Origin of the sequence: Embleya hyalina (assembly GCF_003967355.1) — a bacterium.
GTDB classification, from domain to species: domain Bacteria; phylum Actinomycetota; class Actinomycetes; order Streptomycetales; family Streptomycetaceae; genus Embleya; species Embleya hyalina.
Window position 1 is genome coordinate 276,085 of the sequence record NZ_BIFH01000022.1, and the last position, 23,945, is coordinate 300,029.

The window sequence follows — 23,945 nt, forward strand, 5'->3', positions numbered from 1 at the left end:
CCCACGAGTTACGACACGCGAAGGACCCGCGAGTGTCGCTCGCGGGTCCTCGCGTTTCGCCGGGTCGAATCCGTCAGCGGACGGTCAGGGTGTAGACCGCGCTGCCGGATTTGCCCGCCTGGTCCGTGGCGGTGACGGTGATCTTGTAGACACCCGCCTGCCACGGGGCGAAGGCGCCCATCCGCGAGGTGCCGCCTGCGGGCACCGACTGGGGGAAGAACGAGGGCGCCGTCGGCAGACCCGTGGCGGTGAGCCTGCTGGTGCCCTGGCCCCCGGTCACGGTGATCTGCGTGCGGACGAAGCCACCGGGGGTGGTGGTGGCGGAATCGGGTGACAGCACCGGCCTGGGGCCTTCGGTGGTGGTGCCGTCGTCGACCGTGAGGGTGTAGGTCGCGGTCTTGGCGCCGGATGAGCCCTTGCCCTGCACCGTGATGGTGTGGGCGCCCTTCGGGGTCTGCGCCGAGGTCTCGAACGTGACCTTCGCGGTGCCGCCGGTGCCGATGGTGGTGGGCTGGAATGTCGCGGTCGTACCGGCCGGCAGTCCGGTCGCCGACAACTCGATCTGCTCGGGCCCCGTGTCACCGGCCTGACTGGTCAACGTGGTGGACACGTACTTGCCGGGCGCCACGCGCCCGGAGGAGGGACTGAGACCGACCGAGAACTTCCCGTCACCGGGCTGCCCCCCACCGATCTCGCCCTTGGCCCAGTCGCCCATCACATTGGTGAGGCGGGCCATGATGCTGTAGCGGTCGCACTTGCTCGAACCCCATGACACGACGCCGACCACGACGCCGTCCACGGTGAACGGACCACCGCTGTCACCCGAACACGTGCCGGTGCGGCCGTCGTTGTAGCCGACACAGACCATCAGTTCGGGGTTGACCCGAACGTCGAACACCTGGCAGTCGGCCGCGTCGTTGACCGGCATCGTGGTCTTGTTGAGCACGCCGGAGGAGCCACCGCTGGAAATCTTGCCCCAACCGGCCGCCACCCCCGACCTGCCGGGCTGGGTGAGCGCGCTGTCGGCCGACCCGGCCACCTTGGCCCACTGGCTCGCGGGCACCGGAATGTCGTCCACCGTGGTGACCACGGCGACGTCGTAGCCGTTTTGCCAACTGTTGGGCCCGGTGTACTTCGGGTGCACCTTGTAGGAGGCGACCTTGGTGCGGAAGCTCTCGTCGCCTGCGGTGTTCAGGTCGTCGTCGCCGTACAGGTAGCTCTTGTCACCGGTTACGTCGATCATGCAGTGCGCGGCCGTGAGGATCTTGTTGCGGCCGACCACCGAGGCGGTACACGAGGCGCCCTGCGGGCCGCCGCCGCCCACCCGCAGCCCGGTGATCAGGGACGGGTTCTCCCGGACCGTGGTGCGCTCGCCGTTGACCACGTGGGGGCTGACGCCACCGTCCGGGTGGAGTTGATCGGTGGGGATGGCGGCGATGGCGGGGGGTGGTGTCGTCTGCGCGGACGCCGGTAGGGCGGTCGGCAGGACGGCTGCGGACACCGCGAGGATCAGTGGCGCTATCAGATGACGTGCTCTCATGGAGGATTCCCTTGCCGATGGGATGGGTGGGCTGGGGATCGGACATGGAGACCGACAGAGGCCGGCGTTCGGCCTCGGAGGGCTGTTCGACGCGCGCGGCTGTTCGATGTACGCGGCTGTGTTCGATGCGCGCGGCGACTCGGGCACGAGGCACCGGGGGTCGGCTCCCGGGGGAGCGGCCCGGCTCTCTTGCGGCCTCAGAAGGTGATGGACCAGCCGGTGAGCACACCGGTGTCGTAGCGGTACGTGTCCTTGACCCGCAACGTCCAGACCCCGTTGGCGTTCTCGGCCGAGGCGTCGACCGTGAAGGTCTGGTGCACGCCGTCCGCCGAACCGACGCCGCCCGCACGCTTGAGCGAGTAGCCGGCACCGCTCGGCCCGACGAGATCGACGGCCAGGTCGGCGCTGTAGGTGTGGTCGATGTCGACCTTCACCGGCAGCGTCGCCGATGCGCGGCCGTCGCAGCCTGCCACGGTGATCGTGCCGGCGCCCTCTCCCGAGTCGGGAATGGGCACGGCCTCGGTGTTGGCCTTTACACCGCAGACCGGGCCGGGGCCGCCGCCGATGAAGCCGGTGTACAACAGCTTGTTCGGCGAACCCGCACCGGCGTTGGTGACCAGGTTCGGCGTGGCGTTGTCGACGAGCGCGTCGCGCACCTGCCGCGGGGTCGCGCTCCGGTTCGCCTCCAGGTACAACGCCGCCGCTCCCGCGACGTGCGGGGAAGCCATCGACGTACCACTGCCGTTGCGGTAGCCGCCGGTGTTGTCGCTGGAGTGGATGTTGCCTCCGGGAGCGAACAGGTCGACACAGGTGCCGTAGTTGCCGTTGCGACGGCCGCCCTGCTCGATCCAGCCGACGGTGATCGCCTCGGGCACTCGTGCGGGGCTGACCCCGCAGGCGTCCGCACCGGCGTTGCCGGCCGAGACCACGACGGTGAAGCCCTTCGCCACCAGCGCCTTGACCTGTTCGTCGCCGACCCCGACCACGTCGGTGCCCAGGCTCATGTTGACCACGGCCGGACCCCGGCCGTTGGTGGCGACCCACTCCAGCGCGGCGACGGTGGCCGAGTCGGGCGCGCTGCCGTTGCAGCCGAGCGCTCGCACCGCGACGACCTTGGCCTTCTTGGCGATGCCGACGGTCTTGCCGGCGATGGTGCCCGCCACGTGCGTTCCGTGCCAGAAGCAGTCACTGGCATCCGCGTCGTTGTCGACGAAGTCGTAGCCGAACGATGCCCGGCCCTCGAACTCGGCGTGGTTCTTGTTGACACCCGAGTCGATGACGTAGGCGGTGACATTGTCGGCGGTATTCGGATATGTGTACTTGCGATCCAGATTGGTGGTCTTCTGGTCGCTCTGGTCCAAACCCCACGACGGCGGGTCCGGCTGTTCCCCGCCCGCGGCGTGGGCGGTGCCGTCCTCGTATACCGCCTTGACGGACGGGTCCGCCGCGAGCTTTCGGGCCGCCTGGGGGCTGGTGTCGCGAACCGTGAACCCGTTGAAGGTGGCGGAGAAGGTCCTGGTGACCTCCGCGCCGTAACTCTGCGCCAGGCTGTGGGCCTTGCCGCTCACGGCCTTGGGCGCGTCGTCCCTCAGGGCGACGATGTACTGTCCCGGCACCGGTTGGTGGGCCGGCCGGACGGTGGCCTCGGCCTGGACGGCCGCGGTCCGGGACTCCGCGGCGCCCGCCATGCCGGCCGCGGCCAGCGTGGCCAGGGCCAGCCCGGCCACCGTGGCGACGCGCCGTGTTCGGCGCAGGGGTATGTCTCGCATGAGAACTCCGTCTCCCCGCTCGCGGCCCGATGGGCGGGACCCGAGGAGTGGCTGCCGGGGTCAGGGAACGGTGGGCCACCCGGCGATCACGATCCATCCGGTGCGCCGTGCGAACAACCGTGGCAAGTACCCGTAGGGATACGGGTTTCAGGCATCCGGACACGGGCTACCGCGACGGCACCGCCTTGGTTATCCTCTGGAGCCCCCACCATCGATCAACGGTCGAGCCGGCGAGTTTTGGCGGGAGCAGGACGATGACGAACGGTGCGCGACCCGCGAGACCCCCGTCCCCGGCGGTGCTGCGGACCGGCTCACGGGAGCTGATCGGCCGCGACCGGGAACTGCGCGCGCTGGTCGACGCGGTGGCCGCCTTCCCCTCCATGACCTTCGTCGAGGGAGAGGCGGGAGTCGGCAAGACCCGGATGATCACCGAACTGCTCGCCGGTCCGCGCGAGCGCTCCCCGTGGTCCCTGGTCCGGTACTGCCAACCGCTGCGTGACCCCTTCCCCTACGGCGTGGTCTTCGAGTGCCTGCGCCCGTGCGCGGAGCGACTGGAGCGGGTACGCGAAAAGCTGAGCCCGGTGGTGGGCGCGCTTCGTCCCTTCCTGCCCGAACTGGCCGACTCCCTGCCGCCCGCGCTGCCGCCGCTGGAGGATCGTGCCGCCGAACGACACCGACTCTTTCGCGCGGTCCGCGACCTGCTGACCGCGCTCGGCCGCATCGTGCTGGTGATCGAGGACATGCACTGGGCGGACGAGGGCACCCGGCAACTCCTGCGGTTCGTGCTGACCGACCCCCCACCCGGCCTGTCCCTCGTCATGACCTACCGCCGCGAGGACCTGCCGGACAACGCTCCCCTGGGCCGAGCGTTCCGACCACCTCCGGGCATCACCGGAACGCACCTGCGCCTGGAACCGCTGGACGCGGAGGGCGTACGGACGTTGGTCGAGGCGATCCTCGACGCCCCGGTGACGCCCGGCTTCGCCGACATCATGCGCGAACGCACGGCCGGCATCCCGTTCGTGGTGGAGGAGGCCACGTGCGCGCTGCGCGCCTCGGAGGAGCGCCTGTGCGCCGACGAACCGACGGCGCGACGACTTCTGGACATCGTGGAGGTACCCGTACTGCTGCGCGAGGCGATGGTCGAGCGCATGCACGCGTTACCGGACGACACGCGGGCCGTCGCGCAGGCCTCGGCCGTACTCGAGGTACCCGCCTCCGTGGCACTGCTGAGCGCGGTCGCGGGCGTGGACCGAAGTCGGGCGCACGTCACTCGCCTGCTGGAGCGGGCGGTTCTGGTGGAAGTGACGGAAAATCTGTACGGCTTCCGACACCCACTCGCCCAACGGGCGGTGTACGACTCCCTCTCCGGGCCCCACCGCCAGGAACTGCACCTGCGCGCGGTTCGGGAGTTGACCCGACTCGACCCGCCACCGCTGATCCGACTGGCCGCGCACAGCAGGCGTGCCGGGCTGACGGCGCAGTGGCTGCGCCACAGCGAGGCGGCGGCCGACGTCGCGATGCGGGCCGGCGACGCCTTCACCGCGATGGAACTGCTGCGCGCCGCGGTGGCCGAACCCGGCATCCCGGCCGGCGACGTGGATCGACTCGCGATCAGCCTGTGCGATTGCGCGTTGATCGGCCTGCACCATCGAGAGGTCACCGCACAGATCGAACAACTGTTGTCCGATCCCCGGCTCTCGGACGAGGCGCGCGGCGAGGTCCGGCTGTGTCTGGGGCGGCTGCTGATCCGTGCGGCAGGCGCGATGGGTCGGGGGCGGGCCGAGGTCGAGTCGGCCGTCGACGCGCTGCGCGGTCGCCCCGAACATCGCCTGCGCGGCATGGCCGTGTTGTGCTTGCCGTATATCAACACCGGTCCGTACGCCGACGACCTCGTCTGGCTGGAACGGGTGCAGGCGGGCCAGGACGCCCTGGAGCCGAGCGATCTACGCACCGAACTGTTGGGCGCCACGCTCGGGTCCCGGATGCTCGCCGGCGACCCCGGAGCCTGGGATCGGATCGGCATGCTGCCCACCGTCTCCGAGCCGGTCGGCGCCGAATCGCTGCTCGCGCTCGCCCGCGCGCATTGCAACCTGGCCGACGGATGCGTGTGGAACGGGCACTACGCGCGGGCCCGGGAGTTCCTGCACAGCGGCATGGACCTGGCCAGGCGCGTCGGCGCGTCCTACATCCTCGGCACGGCCGAGGCCACCCGCGCCCGCTTGGATTGGTATGTCGGAGACTGGGAGGGCTTGGCCGAACGTGTCGAACGGCTCGACCGGATCTACGCCGACATGCTGTGGGTGACCAGTGAGTTGAACCTGGTGAAGGGGTGGCTGGCGACCGCGCGTGGCGACTGGGACCGGGCCCGGGCGGCCTTCCGGGCCACCGGGATGGACCGGCCCGACTCGACCCTGATTCCGGTCGCCGCCGCCGCGATCGGCGGGACGGTCACGCTGCTGCTGAACCGCGACGACACCGCCGCGGCCTGCGCGTACGCCGACCGGGTCGCGGCACTGTTGCGCCGCAAGGGCCTGTGGGCGTGGGCGAGCGAACCGGCCGGCCCCGTGGTGGAGGCGTACTTGGCCGTCGGGCGCCACGACGACGCGCACGCCTTCGTCGCCGATCTGGCCACCGGGCTCCACGGGTTCGACACGCCGATCGCGCAGGCCTCCCTGATCGCCTGCCGGGCCCGACTCGCCCAGGCCGCCGGAGACGGCGCCGGCACCGCCCGCCTCTTCGACGAGGCGATCGACCGCTTCCGCGACCTCGGCCTCCCCTACCGGACGGCCCGGCTCACCGAGTCCGTCGCGGCGCGCTCCGCCGACGTCGCGGGGCTCACCGAACTCGTCGACATGTACGAGGAGTTGGGCGCCACCAGCGATGCGGCCCGCTGCCGCCACCTGATCCGCGACGCGGGCGCGACCACCCCCTCACGGCGCGGGCGACGCGGATACGGCAACGAACTCTCGCCCCGCGAAAGGGAAGTGACCCGCCTCCTGGCCAACGGCCACACCAACCGCGAGATCGCCCAGGCGATGTTCCTGTCCCGACGCACCGTCGAGGAGCATGTCGCCAAGGTCCTGCGCAAACTCGGAGTCAAGTCACGCCACGAACTCCGCCTGTGACCTCACCCCGCCCTCCATCCACCACGCGTCTCGGCCAACCGGAGCGCCGAGCCGTCGCCGTCGTACACCTGCACGGAGGCGGCCGGCGGCAGCCCGTCGCAGCTTTCGAACTCGCGTCGCGTACCCAGGGCGATGGTGATCGAACCCGCCGGTACGCCCGCCAGGGCGCGATCGCATCCCGCGTCGCCGCTGTTGCCCAAATACGGTTCGGAGCCGGTGTCGGTGAGGGTGCCGCCGCTCCATCCGGGGCCGACGTCGTCCGCGGTCATAGACGTGCTGGACCTGGGGCATGGCCTGGAGCGCGTCGGCGATCTCCTGACGCTGCGCGGTGGTGCCCGGGCTGTCGTGGCGGCCTTTCCGAGGGACGACGATCGGGTGTCGCCGCATCAGACCGGCCCCGATGGCTCGTTCGCTCTGTTCGAGCGTGCCCTGCCCGGAGCAGCCGACCGCGTCGGCGAGGACGGGCTCAAGCCATCGGGAAGGGTCACCACGCCACCATGACGCGAGAGGACAGGGCCGGGCGAACCGGCGGCGCGCACCCACGGGTTCACCCGGATGGCGGGGGAGGGGCCCCTGATTGACGCCGGATGGGCGACCTCGAAGACCGGCTCGGACCGTGACGAACGCCCGATCGCATCGGGCCACCACGCCGACGAACGCCGCGTCGTACTCGTCGTGCGGGGCGCGAACACACCTGTGGCCGCCGACAGTTGGCCAACGACACCACGTCGCTTCCCGAGAAGGCTCTCCCGCCGGGTCGTCACGAGGGGTGCGACACCGGGAGGGGTCGCGTTCTTCCTAGGCGCCGCCGGAGGGCGTCGGCAGGCTGTCCGAGGCGTGCGTGATCGGCTGGTCGCGCGTGGTGTCCCAGTCGCGGGCGCATGTGGGGTGTGACCGACCGCGACGTCGTCGGGAAGAACCGACGGCGCGGGTCACCGGCCGACGTGGCCGACAAGGAGTCCCATGAAGAAACATCTGCCCGTTGCCGTCCTCGTGGCATTGGGCATGGTGATCACACTGGCTCCGTCGACGACGGACATGTCGAGCCCACGCCTCGGCACCACCGAGAGACCGTTCCTTCGGAATCTGTTCCCCTCGTGTGGATCGGCGTCGTCCTGGGACGATGGCGGGGATCGGCCGATGACTCCCGTGACGAAAACGCTCGACCCCCTGGAAAAGGGCCGTGACGATCGTCGTTCCGTCACGGTCGACGGCCATCTGGCCACCTCGTTCGTCCCGGTCGCGATGTCGCCCGGACACGAGGACGACGGATCCGTGACAACCGCCACACCCACCGGCATCAAGGAAGTCGGCAACGCGGTCACCACCGATGGGGTGATCGGCGACGGGCCGCACGGCAGCCGTGGTGACGGCAGGGGCGACTTCGACTTCTATCGCGTCGACGCGGACGCCGGGCAAACGATCTCCGTGAAGGTCCGCAGTCGGTCCGGAACCCTCGACTCCGCGGTGACGCTCTACGACGCCTCGGGAAACGTGGTGGCCACCGCCGACGACGTCCCGGGTGGTACGAACACCACCCTGATCGAAACCGTGGGCATCGGCGGGATCTACCACGTCATGATCTCCGCCTCCGGATCACGGCCGGCCGACCCCTTCGATTCCGCCGGTGGCAACGGCGTCACCAGTGAAGGGCCGTACACACTCGACATCAGCGCGGGGGTCGTCGCGGCAACCGACTACACCGTGTGCCTGCGCAAGGGCGACGTGATAGGAGCCGCCGTGGACGGGGTTCCCGACAAGGTGGCGATCTACAGACCGGGCGGAACGGAAGCCGAGGGGTCGACCGGCAACGTGGCCCACAACCATCCGGCCAAGAGCCCCCTGCCCTCCGGAAAGCTGTCCGCCGACGACATCGCCGACCGCACCGGCGTGTATCGGGTCCGGGTCTCCGGCGACGTCACGGGGTCGTACACACTCACGGTGCTGACGACCAGGCCGAACCTCGAACGGACCGGCCGCGTCCAGACGATCGTCCTGGACTTCGCCGGCGCCCGACTCGACCCCTCGATCTTCGCCGGCGCGGGACTGCCCCCGGTGGCAGCCGGGCCGCGGGCGACCAGCCCCATGCGCTCGTTTCTCGACGGGTGGGGTCTGGACGCCTCCGACGAACTCCCCCTGAGCGACGCGATCACTGCGGCTGTTCGTCGAAGCGTGCAAGCCGACGTCGACGCGAGCAACGTGAACCACCGGTTCGCCGTCCGCGTTCTCAACGGTGCGCGTGATCCCGAACCAGCCGACCCGAGCGACGTCGATCACGTGATCGTCGGCGGCACCGTCGCCGAGACCGGGCTGCCGACGCTGGGAGTGAGCACGTCGATCGACACCGGAAACTTCGACACACAGGACACCTCGATCATCATGTTGGACGTGCTGAGCGGATCCGCCGACAACACCTCCTCGCTGAACCACTACATGACCCCACAAAGCAACAGGATCGCCTACATATCCCGAGTGATCGCGAATCTCGTCTCGCACGAGATCGGACACAGCGTGGGCAATTGGCACACCACTTCGGACGACGGCGTCTTCGGCCTGATGGACCACGACAAGTCGTTCATGGACCCCGGCCCGGACGGCATCGGAGGAACATTCGACGACCCCGCGCCCCAACACTTCGGGGTCGACACCTTCTCCCCGGCGGACGGCCTGTCCGGAACCGAGGACACTCTCACGCGAACCGCCTTCGGCCTGTCACATTGAGACGTCGTACCGATCGATGCCCGCCCGCCGCAGGGGCCACTCGTCGCTACGGACGCGCGAGGGCGACGACTTCGGGCCTTCGCCGCTCGAGCCCGCGCCCGCGCGAGCACCGCCTGCCGCCGCCGCACCTTACGAGAGGTCGCCCAGGCCACGTCGTCGGCCCGCCCCGGCAACTCCGCGAGGGGAACGCCGTTCCGAGCGACGGTAATGCAGCGGGCACGCACGAACACCGTCGGGAATCTCCTATCCCCGGGCGGTGATCTCGTGCAGCGTTGGCGAGTGTGCGGATGTTGCGCGAGCGAGCTTCGGCGCGGGTACGAGCGGCCGGCATGGTCCGCCTGATTCCACGATGCGAGGAATCCGCAAGTGCGACCGGTATCGCCAGGCAGCGGAAGACGGCCACAACGGCACGATGTTCCGGATCGGCCGGCGAGGCTACCAGGGAGGCGACGTCGCGGAGGGCAAGCGCTGGTTCCGTCGTGCGGCCGCAGCGGGACATGCCGATTCGGCCAACGAACTCGGTGTGATTGCCTATGTGTCGGGCGATACCGGCCAGTCCGCAGGGTGGTACCGCAAGGCGGCCGACGAAACCCGAAACCCGCTGCCGCGAGGCCTGTGATGTCAACTGATCTCGAAGCGCGTTTCTGGACCGACCCGTCTGCTTTCCGCCGCCCCCTGTCGGCGCTCCCCGTCCTGATCGAATCCCTCGGAACAGTGGAGGCTTCAGACCCCGTTTTCCACGGGTTCCGCGTTTTTTCAGAGAACAGCCTGCGCCCCATATTTCACCGGCAGGGGCATATGGATTCACGCGGTCTCCTCGCTGCTCTTGAGGTATGGGATTCTTCCACGTATTCATTCTCCATCCGAACGACGATGGCCCGACATGAGGTGGACCGAGGGAGTGGATTCATAAGGACGACATGCGTTCCCTTGACGCTCGAATGCCTCGGTGGAAGTTGCGTCGGACGCGCAGGAGAGTGGTGGATCGATGGAGATACTCGCCTTTCCATCGCGACTGCCGCGCCCTACGTTCTTCCGATCGGCAGCCGAGAGATCGTTTCGACGCCCGTCGATGTTCGGCGGAATGTGAACTTGTTCAAGCTGCTGTTGCGCACGGCCGTAGAAGAGCTGAGGCCAGTGGCCTTCAAGGTGTACACCGACGCCGGAGAGTTCCTTCCGTTCAATTCCCACATGGCTCACTTTGCGGGACCCGACGAAGTGCTCCGCGATATCGCCTTGATTCGGCGCTTGTATGCGGTTGGTCATCGTGGCCTGCAACTACCCCCGCTCGGGCAAGTAGGGGGAATTCTGGGGGATTTCATCTTCCATCTTTGGCGAACATCCGATCAACGTCGTCGACTGCGCTGCGAACTCGACCAGGCTGTCGCCCTGGAGCGTCATGCCGACCGTGAAACCGTCCTGAATGCTGCCACTTCCGGCCAATACATACTCGATGCGGAGGCATCGGGCTTCACTGTCTCCGCCGGGCCGCACCCCCTGAATTCATTCATGGAGCAGTTCTACCTTGATATTCTTCGGGGAGAATGACATCTCCCGCGTCCGCGCGAAATTGGTACCCGGTCGTAGACGCCCGATTTCCATGCCGACTTCTACGCCCGGCAGTTCGAGCTGCACGACATCTGCGAGCCGATCGGCGCATCGGAGGTGTTGCTGATGATCGACATCGAAGTGCACTGGGACGCCGACTACTGGCTCGACGAGGGCGTGCCTCGTACGGCGCGCGGCGTGGAGAAGGTCCGCGCACGCTGCGGTGCGGATGCGTATGCCCGGGTGACGGAGGCTCTGCCTGCCCGCCTCGGCTCGGATGACGGCCCGGTGACCGTGAGTCTCTCGATTCCCGCGCCGCACGGAGACTTGGACCGATCGGAGTCGTTACCGCCGCCGCGACACCACACATGCCTCCCGCGTCGCCACATCGTCGCCGCGGCCCAGGAACTGCGGGCCCTGCGAGGAGCCGGCCGGGATCCGACCGCAATCCTGCGAATCCTGCATGCGCGAACACTCCGTTCGCCCCAGGGCTCGCCTGCCGAGCGAGCCGGTGCGGCGCCGACCGCGATGGCTTTGATGTGGACGATGCATCAAGCGTTCGGCCTCGCCTTGTCGGAGTGCCTCGAGATCGGCGCTTGGCGGACAGGCCGTATGGCGGACGATGAACTCGACGACGTCCTCGGCCGCCGCCTTTCCCAAACCGAGCATCACTGGAACCTGCCGGACCGAATTCGCGATGCTCATCGTTCCGGCTACAGCATCGCCCCCATACTCCGCACCGAACACGTCCGCGCAGGGCGGATGTGGCTCATCCGTCACCTACTGGAAGCGTTCGGATTCGACCAAGGGATCGAACTCGGGGCGGCGATGGGCATCGTGGATCAAGCGCTGGACCACAACGATCGAGGGGCCGACGCGCTGCTGCAAGCCGCGTTGGGCGCCGCCGACGTCGGGTGACCGCGGCCGCCCCCGGATTCGGTACGCCAACGCCCACTCCACCGTGACATCGCGCGGGTCCGTCCCGGGTCACCGCACCGCGGTTCGGGACGACCATGCTTCACGGCCGCGGGCCGTGCGTCCGCGTGCTCCAATGGGTCCGCGATCGCTTTCTCCGCAACCGAGTTGCTGGCTCGAGCGCGTACGGAGGCGGTTGCGGCAGCGAGCGCGAGCGTGCCGCCCGACGTGGAGAGCGGCGCGATCGGCGAACTCGTGATGGTGATGGACCACTGGCCCTTGACCGAATCCGCCGTGGCCATGGAGCGGGTCATTCGACAGAGCCGCGAGCCGGCTCTGATGCCGTTGTGGGTCACGTTGCTCGCCGCTGTCCCCGACATGCCCCCCGATTGTGCGCGCTGCCTGCCGTATCTGGTCGTGGATACCGTGGCCTCCCTCGACGAACCCGGGGTACCGGTCGCGCTGTCGGGCGTGTTGTCCGACGCCGGTCGAACGCCGGACCTTCGTCGTGCGGCCGCGGCGGCACTGGGCGTCCACGGTGATCCGGCCGCGGTCGAGGGTCTGCGGGCCGCACTGGTGTACGCCGACTCGGATGACGGGGAACTGCGGGCCTTGGCGCTGGAAGCGGCGATGGCTCTGGCCAAGCTGGGTGACACATCCGGATCGAGCCTGTCCATCACCGCTCTGCACGACGAGTCGCCCCTGGTCAGGGAACTCGCCGTGCGGGCTCTGGATCTGATCCGCCCGCCGGGAGCGGTTCGGTTGTGGGCGCAGGCCCTGGGTGATCCCGACAATCATGTCCGATTCTCCGCGATGTGGGCACTCGTCGAAGTCGGCACCCCCGAGGCCATCGAACTCGTACTGCCCCTCGCCGACGACCCGGACCCCGATCTGGCCGAGAACTGTGCGGTCCTGGTGGGGCGTCTGATCGGTCTGTCGATCGATCCGGACGTCGACGATCCGCCCGACCGTGCGCGACTGACCGCCGCTTGGCGGCAAATGAACGACACGGGCGACGAGGGGGCCGCGCCCCGGCGGCGTCGCCGAGGCAACCTGACGCAGCCCAGGGTGGAAACACGGGAGGCTCGATGGTCGGACGGTGGCCCCACGGCCCGCGTGTCGGGCCCGTGCCCGACCGCCGCGTCCTCCTGTCTCACGAGGTGTAGTCCGCGTTGACGCGGATGTATCCCTCGGAGAGGTCGCAGCCGTAGACGGTGGCGGTGGCGTCGCCGAGGCCGAGGGTGATGGTGATGTCGACCTCGTCCCGCCGCATGATGTCGACGAGTTGGTCGAGGGTGTCCGGTTCGGGTTCTCGGGGGTAGACCTCGATCGGGCCGAACCGCACGGTCACCTTGTTCGGTTCGATGTCCGTGTCGTCGCTGTTCTTGCCGATGGCCATGACGACCCTGCCCCAGTTCGGGTCGGCTCCGTGGACGGCGGTCTTCACCAGGGGCGAGTTCACCACGGTTTTCGCGACGCGTTTGGCCTGCCGGTAGTCCCGGGCCCGGCCGACGGTCACACGCAGAAGCTTGGTCGCGCCTTCGCCGTCACCGGCCAGTTGTGTGGTCAGGTCCAGACACAGGTCGGCGAGCGCGAGGGAGAACGCCGCAAGGTCGACGGGGCCGGCCGCGCCGTTGGCGATCAACGCCACGGTGTCGGAGGTGGATGTGTCGGTGTCCACGCTCAGACAGTTGAACGTCTTGTCCACGGCGCCGCGAAGCGCGGCGTCCAGGTCGCCCGGGGCGAGGGCGGCGTCGGTGAACACGTAGGCGAGCATGGTGGCCATGTCCGGTTCCAGCATGCCGACACCCTTGGCGACGCCGACGATGCGGGCCGGACCGACGGTCCGTTCGGCAGTCTTCGGCCGCGTATCGGTGGTCATCATCGCGCGAGCCACGTCCAGCGGTCCCGCCTCGAAGGCCGCCGGACCGCGCTGCGCGGTCTCGTCGAGGTGGGCGCGGATGGTGTCCATCGGCAGTGGACGCCCGATGACCCCGGTGGAGCCGATGAGCACCTCGCCCTCGGGGATGTCCAGGATCCCGGCGACCCGGCGGACGACCTCGGCGGCGTTCTCCTCGCCCTGCCGCCCGGTGGCAACGTTGGCATTCTTCGCCAACGTACAAAGAGCCCGGAGGTGTTGTCCGGCGGCGTGTGCGCGGCTGAGCACCACGGCCGGCCCCGCGAAGCGGCTCCGAGTGAACATCGCCGCGCTGACGGACGGCCGGTCCGACGCCACGATCGAGATGTCGTCCCCCCGGTCGCGCATCCCACCATGGCCGGTGTAGGCCCGGAAGCCGTTGGGCCACGTCAGCGACGCACACCCTTCACTGTCTGCATGAATATGTGTCATGCGGCATACAGTCGCATCGTGATCGTCGGCGCGTCCAGCACTTTTCGCCATGCCGCGCGGCCGCCCGTGAGCCCGCGTTCGATTGCCCTCGCCGCTCCGCGGCCCGGAGGATCGGCCAAGGCGATCAGAGGCACACGCGCGTCCGTTCCGCGACCGTGTGGCCGGCGCCGGATGCCCTCGCTGTCCGCGATACGCGGGTCACTCCACCTCGGCGCGCGGAGGAAGTCACCAACGTCGCCGACGGATCGATCCGGCACTTCCATCGCCAGGAAGTGACCGCCGGTGTCGAGTTCGGTCCGGCGCACGATGTCGTGGTTCCGTTCGGCCCAGGGGCGCACGGTCACGTCGTGGGCCGAAGGGAGCACGGCGGCGATGAGTCCGGCGTCCGTTCGCGTGCGGCTACAGGAGGTTCGGCGAAATGAACCCGAGCTCGGTGCCCGGGAGTCCGAAGATGCGCTCCGGCGCCAGGCGTTGGGCGCGTTGGGGTCACCGGCTGTACCGGCCGTGCCCCGACAACCGGCGTCGCACGGTGGTCTCGTCGAGGACGACACCCGGCTCCGTGCGCCGAGCCTCCGCGTCCGAACCGGCGGCGAACTCCCCGGCGGAGGACCACCTTTGCGCACCAGGCTCGCGGCGCATGCGCGTGTTCGCGACCCGTTCGGAATCCGGTGTGGTGTGGTCGCGGTGGTGCTGCCGACGGGTGCTCCCCAGCGGCTGCGGCGAACCCGCCCCGCCCCGCCGCACGCGAGACGACCATGAAACCGGGCCACCCGCGGCATCGGCCCGGCGGGCCCGTCACCGGCACCGCCAAGGAGAACCTTCCCACCGCGCAGGTTGTATTTCCGGGTCACGGTCGACACCGACAACCGCCTCATGAGCGGCACGTCGACGACCCGGGCGCTCGAGTACCAATGACCGACCGGCCCACGGTCGTCCGAGGCGGCCGGGTCGCGATCACCGCGCCCGCGCGCCGGAACCGGCGAGGCCGCGCCGCGCGCCGGCCCGGGCGCGGTTGATCGAACCCGATCGCGCCACCACGCCGTTGCACCGCCACACCGCCGAGATCGACACCCGGACCCGCCGGGCCGAAAACCGCCTCCACGAAGGCCCCACCACCGCGACGACCCCACCCACGCCGCACGGCGCGAGCAATACCCCGGCCACACGCGCGCCACCGTGGAAGGTGACCACCGGCGCCGACCCGAGCGTGCTGCGCCGCCGCATCGATCGCCCGGCCGCGCCCAGCCCCGCACGCGATGCGCGCGCCGGAGCAGGACCCCGCCCAGCCGTTCGCTCCGCCGTTCGGGGAGCCGATGTGGATCGCTCGACTCTCGGCAGGCACCGCCGCAGGCCGGCGCCCCCGCGCCATCGCGAAGGCGGCCGACCGGTAGGGGATTTCGTGCGGGGGCGGTCCGGCGGGCGGGAACTTCAGCCGGTGGGGCGTCGGGGTCGGCGTGTCGCCCCGCAGTGGGTCACTCGGCCTGTTCGCCTTCCGGGCGGGTGTGTCGGCGGGCGCGGCGTCGCACGAGACGGCGGACGGCCGAGGGGGCGAAGGCGGCGGCGAGTGCGGAGGGCAGGCCGGCCGCGAGACCGACGGTGGCCTGTGCGAGGAGCAGTCGGATGAAGGTCATGGCGTCCCCCGGGGTGCGGGCGGTTCCCGGTGGCGGGTGCCTCCGGTGTCTCCTTGATAGGCGGGTGCCGCCGCAGGACCATGCATCCTGCGCGAAGTCGCCTCGCACCTGAGCAAGTTGGGGAAACCGCAGGTGAGGGCGCAGATGTAGCCCTAGGCTCGTGGGCGGGGTTGGGGCGCAAGTTGCGGCGCAACACCGGGGGAGGGGTGCGCTGTGGCGGATCTGGAGGACGTGGGCACGCCGGAGGGTTTCACCGCGGTGTTGGTGGCGCTGCTGGACGAGGCGCTGTGCACGCAATCGGCGGCTTCGTTGGCGAGGGCCGCGGGCATCGCCGAGAACAGCATCGCGAACTGGCGGGCCGGCGCGATTCCGCAGGCCGGCCCGTTGGACGAACTGCTGTCCTCGTGCCGGGTTTCGACGGAGCGGGCCAGGCTCTGGCAGCAGGCGCGCACCCGTGCCGCGCGAGTCCGCAACGCCCGCCGTACCGACGCGCCGCACGGTCGCGGCCGGCTGGGAGGCAACCACCTGCTTGCGGGCTTCGCCGGCCCCCCGGCGTGGATCGCGGTCTTCGGTCGGGCCCCCTTCCGTCTGTACGTCGGCACGGCGGCGGGAGAGGAGGTCGTCGTGGACCTGGAGACCGGGGACCGGCTCGCGGACACCTCGTGGGCGGACCGGCGCGCAGCGGCGCAACGCCAGGTCGGCGAGCGCGGGTACGTCCAGGTCGACCGTGACGGCTCCGTCGCCGTGTGGGTGACGCTGCCCGACGGGAACGGGAGAGTGGAGGTCCGCAGCCCCTGGGTCGACGAGCGGGACTACGAGACGATCACCTGCACCGCGGTGGTGCAGCCCGGCGACACGCTCACCCCGATCGCGTATTCGTCGGATCGGGAGTGCCGGGCCTTCGCGATCGGCGGCACCCTGTTCGTGTACCGCGGGCACGCTCTCGGAGAGGCCCGGAGCCCGTACGCACAAAGTGTGCCGAATCCACGCGACAGCTATCCGTCCTCGCGGCCGGAGCAGATCTCACACGTTATCGTGGCGCCGGACGGCGACCTGATCGTGACCGTCTCGGAGGTATCCGGTGTGGACCTGTGGGACCCGGCCTCCCTGCGCGTGGTCGGCAAGCCCTTCGGGGTCCCCGGCCGGGTCGAGGCGGTGGAACTGTCCCCGGACGGGACGGTGCTCGCCGTGGCCTCGGGCGGTGCCGTGCACCTGTTCGACCCCTACGGCCTGCGCGACCGGAGCGGCCGGCCGCTCGACGGCCACACCGGCGAGGTCCGGCTCATGCGTTTCTCCCCGGACGGCACACTCCTGGCGACCAGCGGCGTCCACGGCGGCGTGCGCCTGTGGGACCCGGCCACCGGCCTTCCGCTCGCCGACCGCCTGGCCCACGACCCCGATACCGTCCTGCGCTTCGCGTTCTCCCCCGACGGCAGCCGGTTCGCCGTCGCCGAGGCGGCCGGGATCCGCGTCCACACTCTGCACCCGAAGACCTGACGTCTCCCTGCCGGCGGCAACCGATCCACGACGCCACCCGACCACCTCCGGCGAAACCTTGCCGGATTCCGACACATGATCGGCATGTGCGCCACGCCGGCGACGACCCGATGCCCGACCGGCAAGACCGGGCGGTGTCGCACCGCCGGGGTGACCGAGGGTTGCGCGTTCGCCCGGTGCCGCGGGGCGGGAGGACACCGCCGCCCGGCTGTTCGACCAAGTGCCGCCCGGGTACGCACCCGGTGCGAGACGGGAATTGATCCGATTCCGGAGGGACTCCGCGACGCCGTACGCCGGCCGCTCACCCGGCTCCGGGTCCCGGCCGGAGGCCCGTTCGTCGCCCCGCGTCCCCTCGACCCGCACCCCATCCCGGGGAACCGAGCGGTGGGCCGTACGTCACCATGGCGAACGCCCGCGCCGCCGTCGAAGATCACCAACGACATCCGAATGTTGCGTCACGGCCGGATTCGGGTTCCTCATCGGTGTCGCGCGGTTCAGCAGAAGATCTCGATGGCGTCGGCGCGATCGTTCATCCAGGCCGGCACGTTCCCGCCGCCGGGGCCGCCGAAGTACCACCTTTGATTGGCGTCCACATCGATCAGTGTGACCCGCGCGCCCTGCGCGGTGAACACCGACGACACGGCGTTGCGATACGCGTCCGGGAGGGGGAACGTTCCACAGGCGTGGTGGTTGATCCTGCGTCCACCACCGTTCGCATGCTCGTACACGCAGACGTTCGACGTGGTCAGGCAGGGCCAATCCACCGTGGCGCGGGCCGGATTCGCGGCGGCCGGCGGCGCGCCGAACGCGACGACGGACACCAGGGTGGCAGCGGTCGCGAACAGACCCGCCACTTTGTTTCGCATATGAATGTGCCTCGCTCGACTCGAAGATGCGATCGAAGGTTCACGGTCACGCGCATCGCGTCACGACGGCACGTAATTCTGCGCCGATTCTCCGTGACGACGCCCGCGGCCGGAGGCCGGCCTCGCCACACGGCGAAGGCCCACGCGAAGGGCAATGTGGCGCCTTTTTGCTCGTCGTCCGGTTCCGATCCGATCCAGGATGGACGTTCGGGCGGAGCCGCCGGCCGAGGGCTCGGCGGATCGCAGACCCGTGTGGGGGCGGTCGAGAACTCGGGTTCCGGTGGCGGAAGTCGTGAACGCGCCACGTGAAGGATTGTGATGAGGAAGTCGGGGATTCGAGCCCTCGTTGCCGTGACGCTGGGGACAGCGTCACTGGTTGCCATTCCGGCGGCCACGGCCCACGCGGTCAACCCGCCGTCGACCTGGTGCAAGAAGACGGTCGGCGAGAACGGCCCGCTGCTCCATGTCCCGCCCAAGAACGCCTTCCGGCAGTGGACCTCGGTGAGACTCGGCCGAGGACGCGTCGTGGAGATGCAAGTGGGCGTTCACGCCTATCGAATGGTTGCCGTATATGTTCCCTACGTGGGCTTCGGCTACATGGAGCCGAATTCGTTCTATCCGGGCATGGGTTCCTGCTCGAGACTCCACCCCACGTCTCGTTACTGAGACCGTCGACGATCACCTCGCCGTCGTCGGGCGCGACAGCGGTCGCACCACGAGGTCGCGCCCATTCGGCCCGGGCGGAGCGAGCGTAAATCCTCGGTCGTGGTCATCAAGCCCAATAACGCTCACCCCGCGACGATCCACAGCCGCAGCGCTCTCCTGGTGCGGAGGTCGAGCCGCGCACCGGGTCGGGTGGCGGGGCCGTCACGGGCAGCGCGACGGGGGTTACGACCGCGCCGACGCGGGTGCGGCCGTCGGTGTGGGCAGACGCCGACGCGTCTGTTGTCGCGTTCGCGCGTCGGCGTCGGGCGTACGGTCGGATTTCGCGGCAAGGCCGTCGAAGGCATTTCATTCCGGGGACGACCGTGCCGACCGACCGATGCCCGAACGCCGCCCACCGGTCGGAAGAACCCGCCGCGGCCGAACCTCGTCGGCGGCCGCCTACGGCATGCCTCTCATGAGGAGCGCGAACTCGGCGCCCTGCGCCGTGCGTTCCCAAGGCTTGTCGTCCGGGGGACGGGTCCGCGAAACCCGCTTCGAGGCCGGCGAACCCGGCGCCCGCCGGCCGTTTCCCGCTCTCGTGCTACAGCGGGGATGCCTCTTCGAGTCGGTACAGCTCCGGCACGGAGATTTTGATCGGTTCCTGGGTGGTTCGGGCGATCACGACGACCACGGGCTCGTTCGGGTCGGGATTCTCCTCACGGTGGGGAACGAACGGGGGCACGTGGAGGAAGTCGCCCGGCCCCGCCTCGATGCGTACCTCCTTGGTGCCGTCGTGGAAGAAGTACAGAGGGTGTCCGCTGACCACGAAGACACCCGCCTCCGAATCGCCGTGATGGTGGTTGTCCGTCGCACTCGACGGCGGGTTCACGATCAGCCCCATCCAAAGCTTCCTCGAACCGACCGTGCCGCCGCTGATGACGGCGCCGACTCCGGGGAGGTTCGACTCACCTGCCCGGATGAGGCGGAGGCGGTCGCCTCTCGGGGTTTCGGGCTTGTCTCCGCCTGCGGCTTCGACGCTTACGGGGTCGCTCATCGTTGCCCTCCTGATGGTCTGCAACGGCCGAAGGCGGCCGTACCTCCAGGCTGCGTTCGAACCCACGAATATGGCAAATATATTTGCTGAATTGGCAAAAATGCGAGTCGCGCCGACCCCGCCGATCCGGGACCGTCGGCTCGACTGCCGGTTCGGCCCGAACCCGGACGACTGGCTCGCCTACGAACTGCGTTCCTTCCACGAGGAGATGATCGCGATTCGGCGGATCGTCGCCGGCTGTGTGCTCCAGCGCTCACCCCCCGGAACCCGACGACGAGGACGCCCGACTCGGTCTCGCGCAACCGACCGGCCTCAAGTCCGGGTTCCGGCGGGTGCTTCGGTAGCCGGAGCGCCACACAGCAGCCTGAACTCCTTCTCCGACCACATCACGCGCGCGACCAGGGCCAGGAATAGGACGGCAGCATCCGGTGCGTGCCGATCTCGCACGAGCTCGGCAGCCGGTGCGGTGTTCGGCCCCGGTCCGAGGGACGGGCGCGCCGTTGCCGATCGTGTCGTCGTACCGGGGCGATAGCGTGACGCGATGGCCGACGTCTACGAGCTCTCGATCGCGTTGAATCTGCGCAAGGACCTGTCCGACGAGGAGGTCGCGGAACTGCGGTGGCATCTCGGGCTGGGCCCCCGACCGCAGACTCTCCGCATCGTGCCCCGGTTTCCGATCGTGGTGGAGCAGGACGACGGGGAACTCGCCGTGGAGGATCACCCCGAGCCACTTCTGGGCCTGCACGGCGCGGCCCGGCATGTGGGAGGTGCGCTCGTGTCGACGCTGGTGAGACCCGAGCATTCCCGGAACGGAGCGTGGGCTTTGACCATTCGTCAGGAGATCCACCCCGACGAGTTCGAGCTGATCGGTGAACTGCTCGGCTGGCTGGCGACCGAGGCGGATGACCGACACCGCACCGACGCCGGGACGATCCGCCTGGGGTGGACCAGGTTCTACGAGTCGGACCGGTTCGAGCCCCTGATGGTTCGAGAGGGCCGGGTCGTGTGGCCGTAGCGTCCGGCGCTCCCGTCGACGCGCCCTCGCCGTGCGGACGGACAAGCTCGCGATCGCTTACCGGGCCGCACCCACCTTGCCGCCATTCTCAGTGCCGAGCAGGGGCCGAAGGGCTCGTCAGGTCGACTCGTGGACGTGTCGGTCACCGAGGTCCTCGCGCGCTTTCGCGCTGAGCGTCCGGGTGTCGACGTGCGGCTGTTCCGGGCGAACGCGGACGCGATGGTGCGTCGCCTCGGGGAGCGGGGGGTTGACGCGTGCTTCGCCTCGCGTCCGCTTGTCGGGCCGGCACCGGTCTCGGTCGAACTCGTGCGCGAGGAGGTGCTGCTCGCGGTTCCGGCGACTCTTCCCCCGGCGGGACGAGAGCGGGTGGCCGTCGCCGGAGTGGGCCGGCTACCGCGACGGTCCGGAGGCCGCCCGGGCGCTGGAGGTGTTCGCCAAGTGCCCCCGGACCCGGCGCAACCACACGTCGGAAGCCGACCACGTCCAGGCGACGCTGCGGGTGACCGCCGACGGCGACCTCGTCCACTCGTACGTCACCTGGTTCATCGACTGCGCGACCAAGGGCGATCACAGGCGTCGCCGTCACACCCGGCCACCCCACCCCTGCCTCGGTCCCGGCCGCGTTCGCGTTGCGTTCCGCGATCGTGCGCACCGCCCCCTACGGGCCGTTCGGCGGCCTGCCCGAGCACGTGCGGTTCGACCGCGGCAGCAACTTCCTCTCCCGCGCCGTGCCCACCGCGCTCACCGCCCCGGACGCCGACATCACCGTGCTGCCGCCCCACAGCCCCCACCCGAAAGGCGGCATCGAGGACCCCAACCTCTGCGGGGAACGGATGCCGTTCGCCGCTCAGCTCGACCACACAGGCCACCCAAAGCATGCGAGAAAACGGACGTAAAGGTGTCAGTGGGCGGGAAGATACGTCGTCTGCAGGACGTAGACGCGTTCGCTGCGTACCACGATCAGGTACACGAACATGCCGTCGTCGACGTAGGCGGTTGCCGCACGCGGATTGGGGCCCTCGTACAGCGTCCCGTCGAGATACAGGGCCTCGGCCGCGCGGACGATCTCCGCGACCGCGGTCTCGACCAGGGCGACGAACGCCTCCGGCGCCCCGCCCACCACGCTCGCCTGGTCGGGCTCGTACTCCCAGCCCCAGCTCACACGCCCACCGCGGCGTAGGCGGCCCGCAACAACTCGCCGGCGACCCGAACACCGCGGGCCCGCACCCGAGGGTCGTCGCTGACGGTGTCGACCTGCTCGGCATGGTGATACCGGAACGCCAGGTCCGGATGACGCTCGATCTCCGCGATCGCCGCCCAGTGCCGCAACCAGCCCCGCAACGGGTCGAGCCGGTTGACCTCCAACGCCTTCGCGGTCGCCTCGCGCTGGGACCGGTCCATCTCGGGAAGCCAGTGCGGCGCCAACAACGCGATCGCCGCACGCACGCCCTCGATCGTGCACTCCGGCCGCGCGATCACCGGAGTCGAATACTCGGGCTCGGCAGTCACCTCACACCCCTCCCTCACGACGAACCGACCGCCCCACTCTAATCGCCGACGTCCCACCGACAGGGCACCCGACGGACCGGCCGCCCGGATCCGCCAACGCACACCACCCTCCACGGCCGCCGCCTGGGCACAGCCCACCTCGCCGACCGGGCCACCGACGGACAACGCGCCGCACTGCGCCGCGCCCGGGCGACCCGCGCCCGCCGCCTGCGCACCGAGGCCAAAGCCGCCGAACAGCCCCGCCGGGACCGCTTCGCCCCCGCCACGCTTCCCGCCGACGCCCACCGCCTGGACGCCGTCACCGCCCACGACGCCGACCGTGAACCGGCCCGCCACCACGACGGCGACCCGACCGGCCTTGCGGCGGAAAGCGCCCGGGAACTCGGCCCGATCACCTCGACCCGCTACGTCAGCCCGACCATCGGCCCCGCGCTGCCGATCCTGCAACTCGGTGACGGCAAGGCCCTGGTCGCCCGCACCTTCGACAGCCTCGACGTCACCGACGCCCGCCAGGCCCCCGGCCGCCACATCCCCTACGACGCGAACGCCAAGGTCTTGCGCCTGCTGGGGAACAACCGCGCTGGGCCCGCGTCGAACGCACACCGGCGGAGGTTGCCGTCCTCGCCGTCCCCCCGACGGCGCCCCGACGCATAACCGCCGCTGCGCACCCGGACGCCACCGGCCCGCCCGCGCGGGCGCGCCGAACAACGCACGCCACACCCCGAGAGAAGGCCCGCCGACACACCCGCCGGCTGCTGGGCCAGGGCCTGCGCCACGCCGACGAACAGTGGGCACTGGTGTCCGCGGGGCCGAGCGTCGGAGCGATCGCCGGTCGCGAACTCGAGGAGATCGCGACATCGGGACGCGAGGACCAACCGGCCCCGATACACGCTCTCGTGCACGAGCACACGAGGGTCACCCGGCTCAACGCCCGCGACCACCTCGTGGCGTTGCGCCACGAACTCGAAAGACCCGGAAGCCCGTGGGCGCCGCTGTCGCTGTCGCTGTCGCTGTCCCGGGTCGCGGTCGAAGGCCTCGCCCGCAGCGCTATCTGATCCAGGACGGACTCGACCCCGCGCGTCCCCCGGCCAGGATCGCGGCGGTGCGGGTGTCGGAGGCGCCGGAGGAAGTCCGGGCGGTGTACGCCTTCGACGCGTCCACCGCGATGGCGACCGCGTTCGACGACGCGCTCGCGCAACTCGTCGACAGCGTGCGTCTGGCGGGCATGGAGGTCCTAAACGGCAAGAACGGCAACGCGTCGTTCCCCACCTCCGTCTCCTTCGAGGACGGCACGCAACAGATCAAGTGGCCGGTCGAGCCCGAAGTCGACCGACCGATCAAGGCCGGTCTGCCCAACGGCCCACACACCGATTCCTTCCACATCTACGCGATGGCCTCCGGGATCGTGCACAGCAGAACCTGGATGCTCGGCCACCAGGCCGCCGGCCGCAACACCCCCATGGAGGACCCGGCGTTGTACGCGTGCGCCGCGCACATGCTCCTGTTCGCCGTCAGCGGGTGGCTCCGCGACCTCGAGGCGTTCTACGGCCGCTCCGCGAGCACGCGCCGACGACACCTCGACCAGTTGTACCGGGAGTGGCTCGGGTTCCTGCGCCCACTGATCCGGGAGTAGTACACGCCGGCCGCCCGGGCACGCCGCCACATCGGTCGGCCTCGTCAACGCCCGTCCGATACGGGACCATCCGACTCGGGCCCGCCCACGCCGACCGTCGGTCGGGCGGCGCTTCGGCGGCAAG

23 protein-coding genes and 1 pseudogene are annotated in these 23,945 nt (G+C 69.9%); 14 read left to right on the forward strand and 10 right to left on the reverse strand.

Going from position 1 to position 23,945, the window contains the following annotated elements:
* Positions 1–73 precede the first annotated feature (73 nt).
* The gene (locus EMA17_RS23320) at positions 74–1,540 is read right to left on the reverse strand and encodes a trypsin-like serine protease (RefSeq protein ID WP_126639062.1); all 1,467 of its coding nucleotides are present in this window, start codon (positions 1,538–1,540) and stop codon (positions 74–76) included.
* Positions 1,541–1,737: 197 nt separating this feature from the next.
* Positions 1,738–3,309 (reverse strand): S8 family peptidase, encoded by a 1,572-nt coding sequence (locus tag EMA17_RS23325; RefSeq protein ID WP_126639063.1) that lies wholly within the window; start codon positions 3,307–3,309, stop codon positions 1,738–1,740.
* A gap of 254 nt (positions 3,310–3,563) precedes the next feature.
* Between EMA17_RS23325 and EMA17_RS23330 the strand changes: the two genes are divergently transcribed.
* The gene (locus tag EMA17_RS23330; protein ID WP_126639064.1) at positions 3,564–6,437 is read left to right on the forward strand and encodes an ATP-binding protein; all 2,874 of its coding nucleotides are present in this window, start codon (positions 3,564–3,566) and stop codon (positions 6,435–6,437) included.
* A 2-nt stretch (positions 6,438–6,439) separates the two neighbouring features.
* On the opposite strand, the gene EMA17_RS23335 is transcribed toward EMA17_RS23330, so the two are convergent.
* Positions 6,440–6,706, reverse strand: coding sequence for a hypothetical protein (locus EMA17_RS23335; protein WP_126639065.1), 267 nt, complete (start codon positions 6,704–6,706; stop codon positions 6,440–6,442).
* A gap of 4 nt (positions 6,707–6,710) precedes the next feature.
* On the opposite strand from EMA17_RS23335, the gene EMA17_RS23340 reads away from it, so the two are divergent.
* The 6 genes from EMA17_RS23340 to EMA17_RS23365 all read left to right on the forward strand — a co-directional run bounded on the left by EMA17_RS23340 (position 6,711) and on the right by EMA17_RS23365 (position 12,797).
* Positions 6,711–6,938, forward strand: a complete 228-nt coding sequence (locus tag EMA17_RS23340; RefSeq protein ID WP_126639066.1) for a hypothetical protein — start codon at positions 6,711–6,713, stop codon at positions 6,936–6,938.
* A gap of 639 nt (positions 6,939–7,577) precedes the next feature.
* Positions 7,578–9,158, forward strand: coding sequence for a pre-peptidase C-terminal domain-containing protein (locus tag EMA17_RS23345; RefSeq protein ID WP_160161525.1), 1,581 nt, complete (start codon positions 7,578–7,580; stop codon positions 9,156–9,158).
* 349 nt (positions 9,159–9,507) lie between these two features.
* Entirely contained in the window at positions 9,508–9,777 is a 270-nt protein-coding gene (locus EMA17_RS23350; RefSeq protein ID WP_126639068.1) for an SEL1-like repeat protein, read from the forward strand.
* A 473-nt stretch (positions 9,778–10,250) separates the two neighbouring features.
* Entirely contained in the window at positions 10,251–10,706 is a 456-nt protein-coding gene (locus EMA17_RS23355; protein ID WP_126639069.1) for a hypothetical protein, read from the forward strand.
* Positions 10,707–10,832: 126 nt separating this feature from the next.
* Positions 10,833–11,624 (forward strand): hypothetical protein, encoded by a 792-nt coding sequence (locus tag EMA17_RS23360; RefSeq protein WP_126639070.1) that lies wholly within the window; start codon positions 10,833–10,835, stop codon positions 11,622–11,624.
* Positions 11,625–11,837: 213 nt separating this feature from the next.
* A complete protein-coding gene (locus EMA17_RS23365) occupies positions 11,838–12,797 on the forward strand; it encodes a HEAT repeat domain-containing protein (RefSeq protein ID WP_126639071.1) in 960 nt (319 codons plus the stop codon).
* On the opposite strand, the gene argJ is transcribed toward EMA17_RS23365, so the two are convergent.
* The 3 genes from argJ to EMA17_RS51915 all read right to left on the reverse strand — a co-directional run bounded on the left by argJ (position 12,775) and on the right by EMA17_RS51915 (position 15,602).
* Positions 12,775–13,971, reverse strand: coding sequence for a bifunctional glutamate N-acetyltransferase/amino-acid acetyltransferase ArgJ (argJ, locus tag EMA17_RS23370; protein ID WP_126639072.1), 1,197 nt, complete (start codon positions 13,969–13,971; stop codon positions 12,775–12,777). The two genes, EMA17_RS23365 and argJ, sit on opposite strands and share 23 nt — an antisense overlap.
* A complete protein-coding gene (locus EMA17_RS52975) occupies positions 13,968–14,315 on the reverse strand; it encodes a hypothetical protein (RefSeq protein WP_174861420.1) in 348 nt (115 codons plus the stop codon). Before EMA17_RS52975 ends, argJ begins: the two co-directional genes overlap by 4 nt.
* A 1,128-nt stretch (positions 14,316–15,443) precedes the next feature.
* Positions 15,444–15,602, reverse strand: a complete 159-nt coding sequence (locus tag EMA17_RS51915; RefSeq protein ID WP_160161526.1) for a hypothetical protein — start codon at positions 15,600–15,602, stop codon at positions 15,444–15,446.
* 213 nt (positions 15,603–15,815) lie between these two features.
* Between EMA17_RS51915 and EMA17_RS23380 the strand changes: the two genes are divergently transcribed.
* Positions 15,816–17,099, forward strand: coding sequence for a WD40 repeat domain-containing protein (locus EMA17_RS23380; protein WP_126639073.1), 1,284 nt, complete (start codon positions 15,816–15,818; stop codon positions 17,097–17,099).
* Positions 17,100–17,593: 494 nt separating this feature from the next.
* Here the strand turns inward: EMA17_RS23380 and EMA17_RS23385 are convergent, their stop codons facing one another.
* The gene (locus EMA17_RS23385; RefSeq protein WP_126639074.1) at positions 17,594–17,965 is read right to left on the reverse strand and encodes a hypothetical protein; all 372 of its coding nucleotides are present in this window, start codon (positions 17,963–17,965) and stop codon (positions 17,594–17,596) included.
* Positions 17,966–18,283: 318 nt separating this feature from the next.
* Here EMA17_RS23385 and EMA17_RS53365 point away from each other — a divergent pair, with 318 nt between their 5' ends.
* Positions 18,284–18,631: a hypothetical protein gene (locus EMA17_RS53365; RefSeq protein WP_126639075.1), complete on the forward strand. Its 348-nt coding sequence runs from the start codon at positions 18,284–18,286 to the stop codon at positions 18,629–18,631.
* Between the two features lie 580 nt (positions 18,632–19,211).
* Here EMA17_RS53365 and EMA17_RS23395 read toward each other — a convergent pair.
* Entirely contained in the window at positions 19,212–19,664 is a 453-nt protein-coding gene (locus tag EMA17_RS23395; RefSeq protein ID WP_126639117.1) for a cupin domain-containing protein, read from the reverse strand.
* Between the two features lie 541 nt (positions 19,665–20,205).
* Here EMA17_RS23395 and EMA17_RS23400 point away from each other — a divergent pair.
* From EMA17_RS23400 to EMA17_RS23410, 3 genes and pseudogenes are all read left to right on the forward strand, one after another.
* Positions 20,206–20,679 (forward strand): hypothetical protein, encoded by a 474-nt coding sequence (locus EMA17_RS23400; protein WP_126639076.1) that lies wholly within the window; start codon positions 20,206–20,208, stop codon positions 20,677–20,679.
* Positions 20,680–20,814: 135 nt separating this feature from the next.
* Positions 20,815–21,045, forward strand: a pseudogene (locus EMA17_RS55405) (LysR family transcriptional regulator substrate-binding protein); the annotation flags it as partial.
* A 278-nt stretch (positions 21,046–21,323) separates the two neighbouring features.
* The gene (locus EMA17_RS23410) at positions 21,324–21,575 is read left to right on the forward strand and encodes a hypothetical protein (protein ID WP_126639077.1); all 252 of its coding nucleotides are present in this window, start codon (positions 21,324–21,326) and stop codon (positions 21,573–21,575) included.
* 5 nt (positions 21,576–21,580) lie between these two features.
* Here the strand turns inward: EMA17_RS23410 and EMA17_RS23415 are convergent, their stop codons facing one another.
* Complete coding sequence (locus tag EMA17_RS23415; RefSeq protein ID WP_126639078.1) at positions 21,581–21,841, reverse strand: hypothetical protein; 261 nt, start codon at positions 21,839–21,841, stop codon at positions 21,581–21,583.
* Positions 21,838–22,188 carry a hypothetical protein gene (locus EMA17_RS23420; RefSeq protein WP_126639079.1) on the reverse strand — a complete coding sequence of 117 codons (351 nt, stop codon included), beginning with the start codon at positions 22,186–22,188 and terminating at the stop codon, positions 21,838–21,840. Before EMA17_RS23420 ends, EMA17_RS23415 begins: the two co-directional genes overlap by 4 nt.
* Before the next feature lie 896 nt (positions 22,189–23,084).
* On the opposite strand from EMA17_RS23420, the gene EMA17_RS51920 reads away from it, so the two are divergent.
* Both EMA17_RS51920 and EMA17_RS23425 read left to right on the forward strand, forming a co-directional pair.
* Positions 23,085–23,243, forward strand: a complete 159-nt coding sequence (locus tag EMA17_RS51920; RefSeq protein ID WP_160161527.1) for a hypothetical protein — start codon at positions 23,085–23,087, stop codon at positions 23,241–23,243.
* Between the two features lie 47 nt (positions 23,244–23,290).
* A complete protein-coding gene (locus EMA17_RS23425; RefSeq protein WP_126639080.1) occupies positions 23,291–23,821 on the forward strand; it encodes a hypothetical protein in 531 nt (176 codons plus the stop codon).
* The last annotated feature ends 124 nt before the right edge of the window (positions 23,822–23,945 follow it).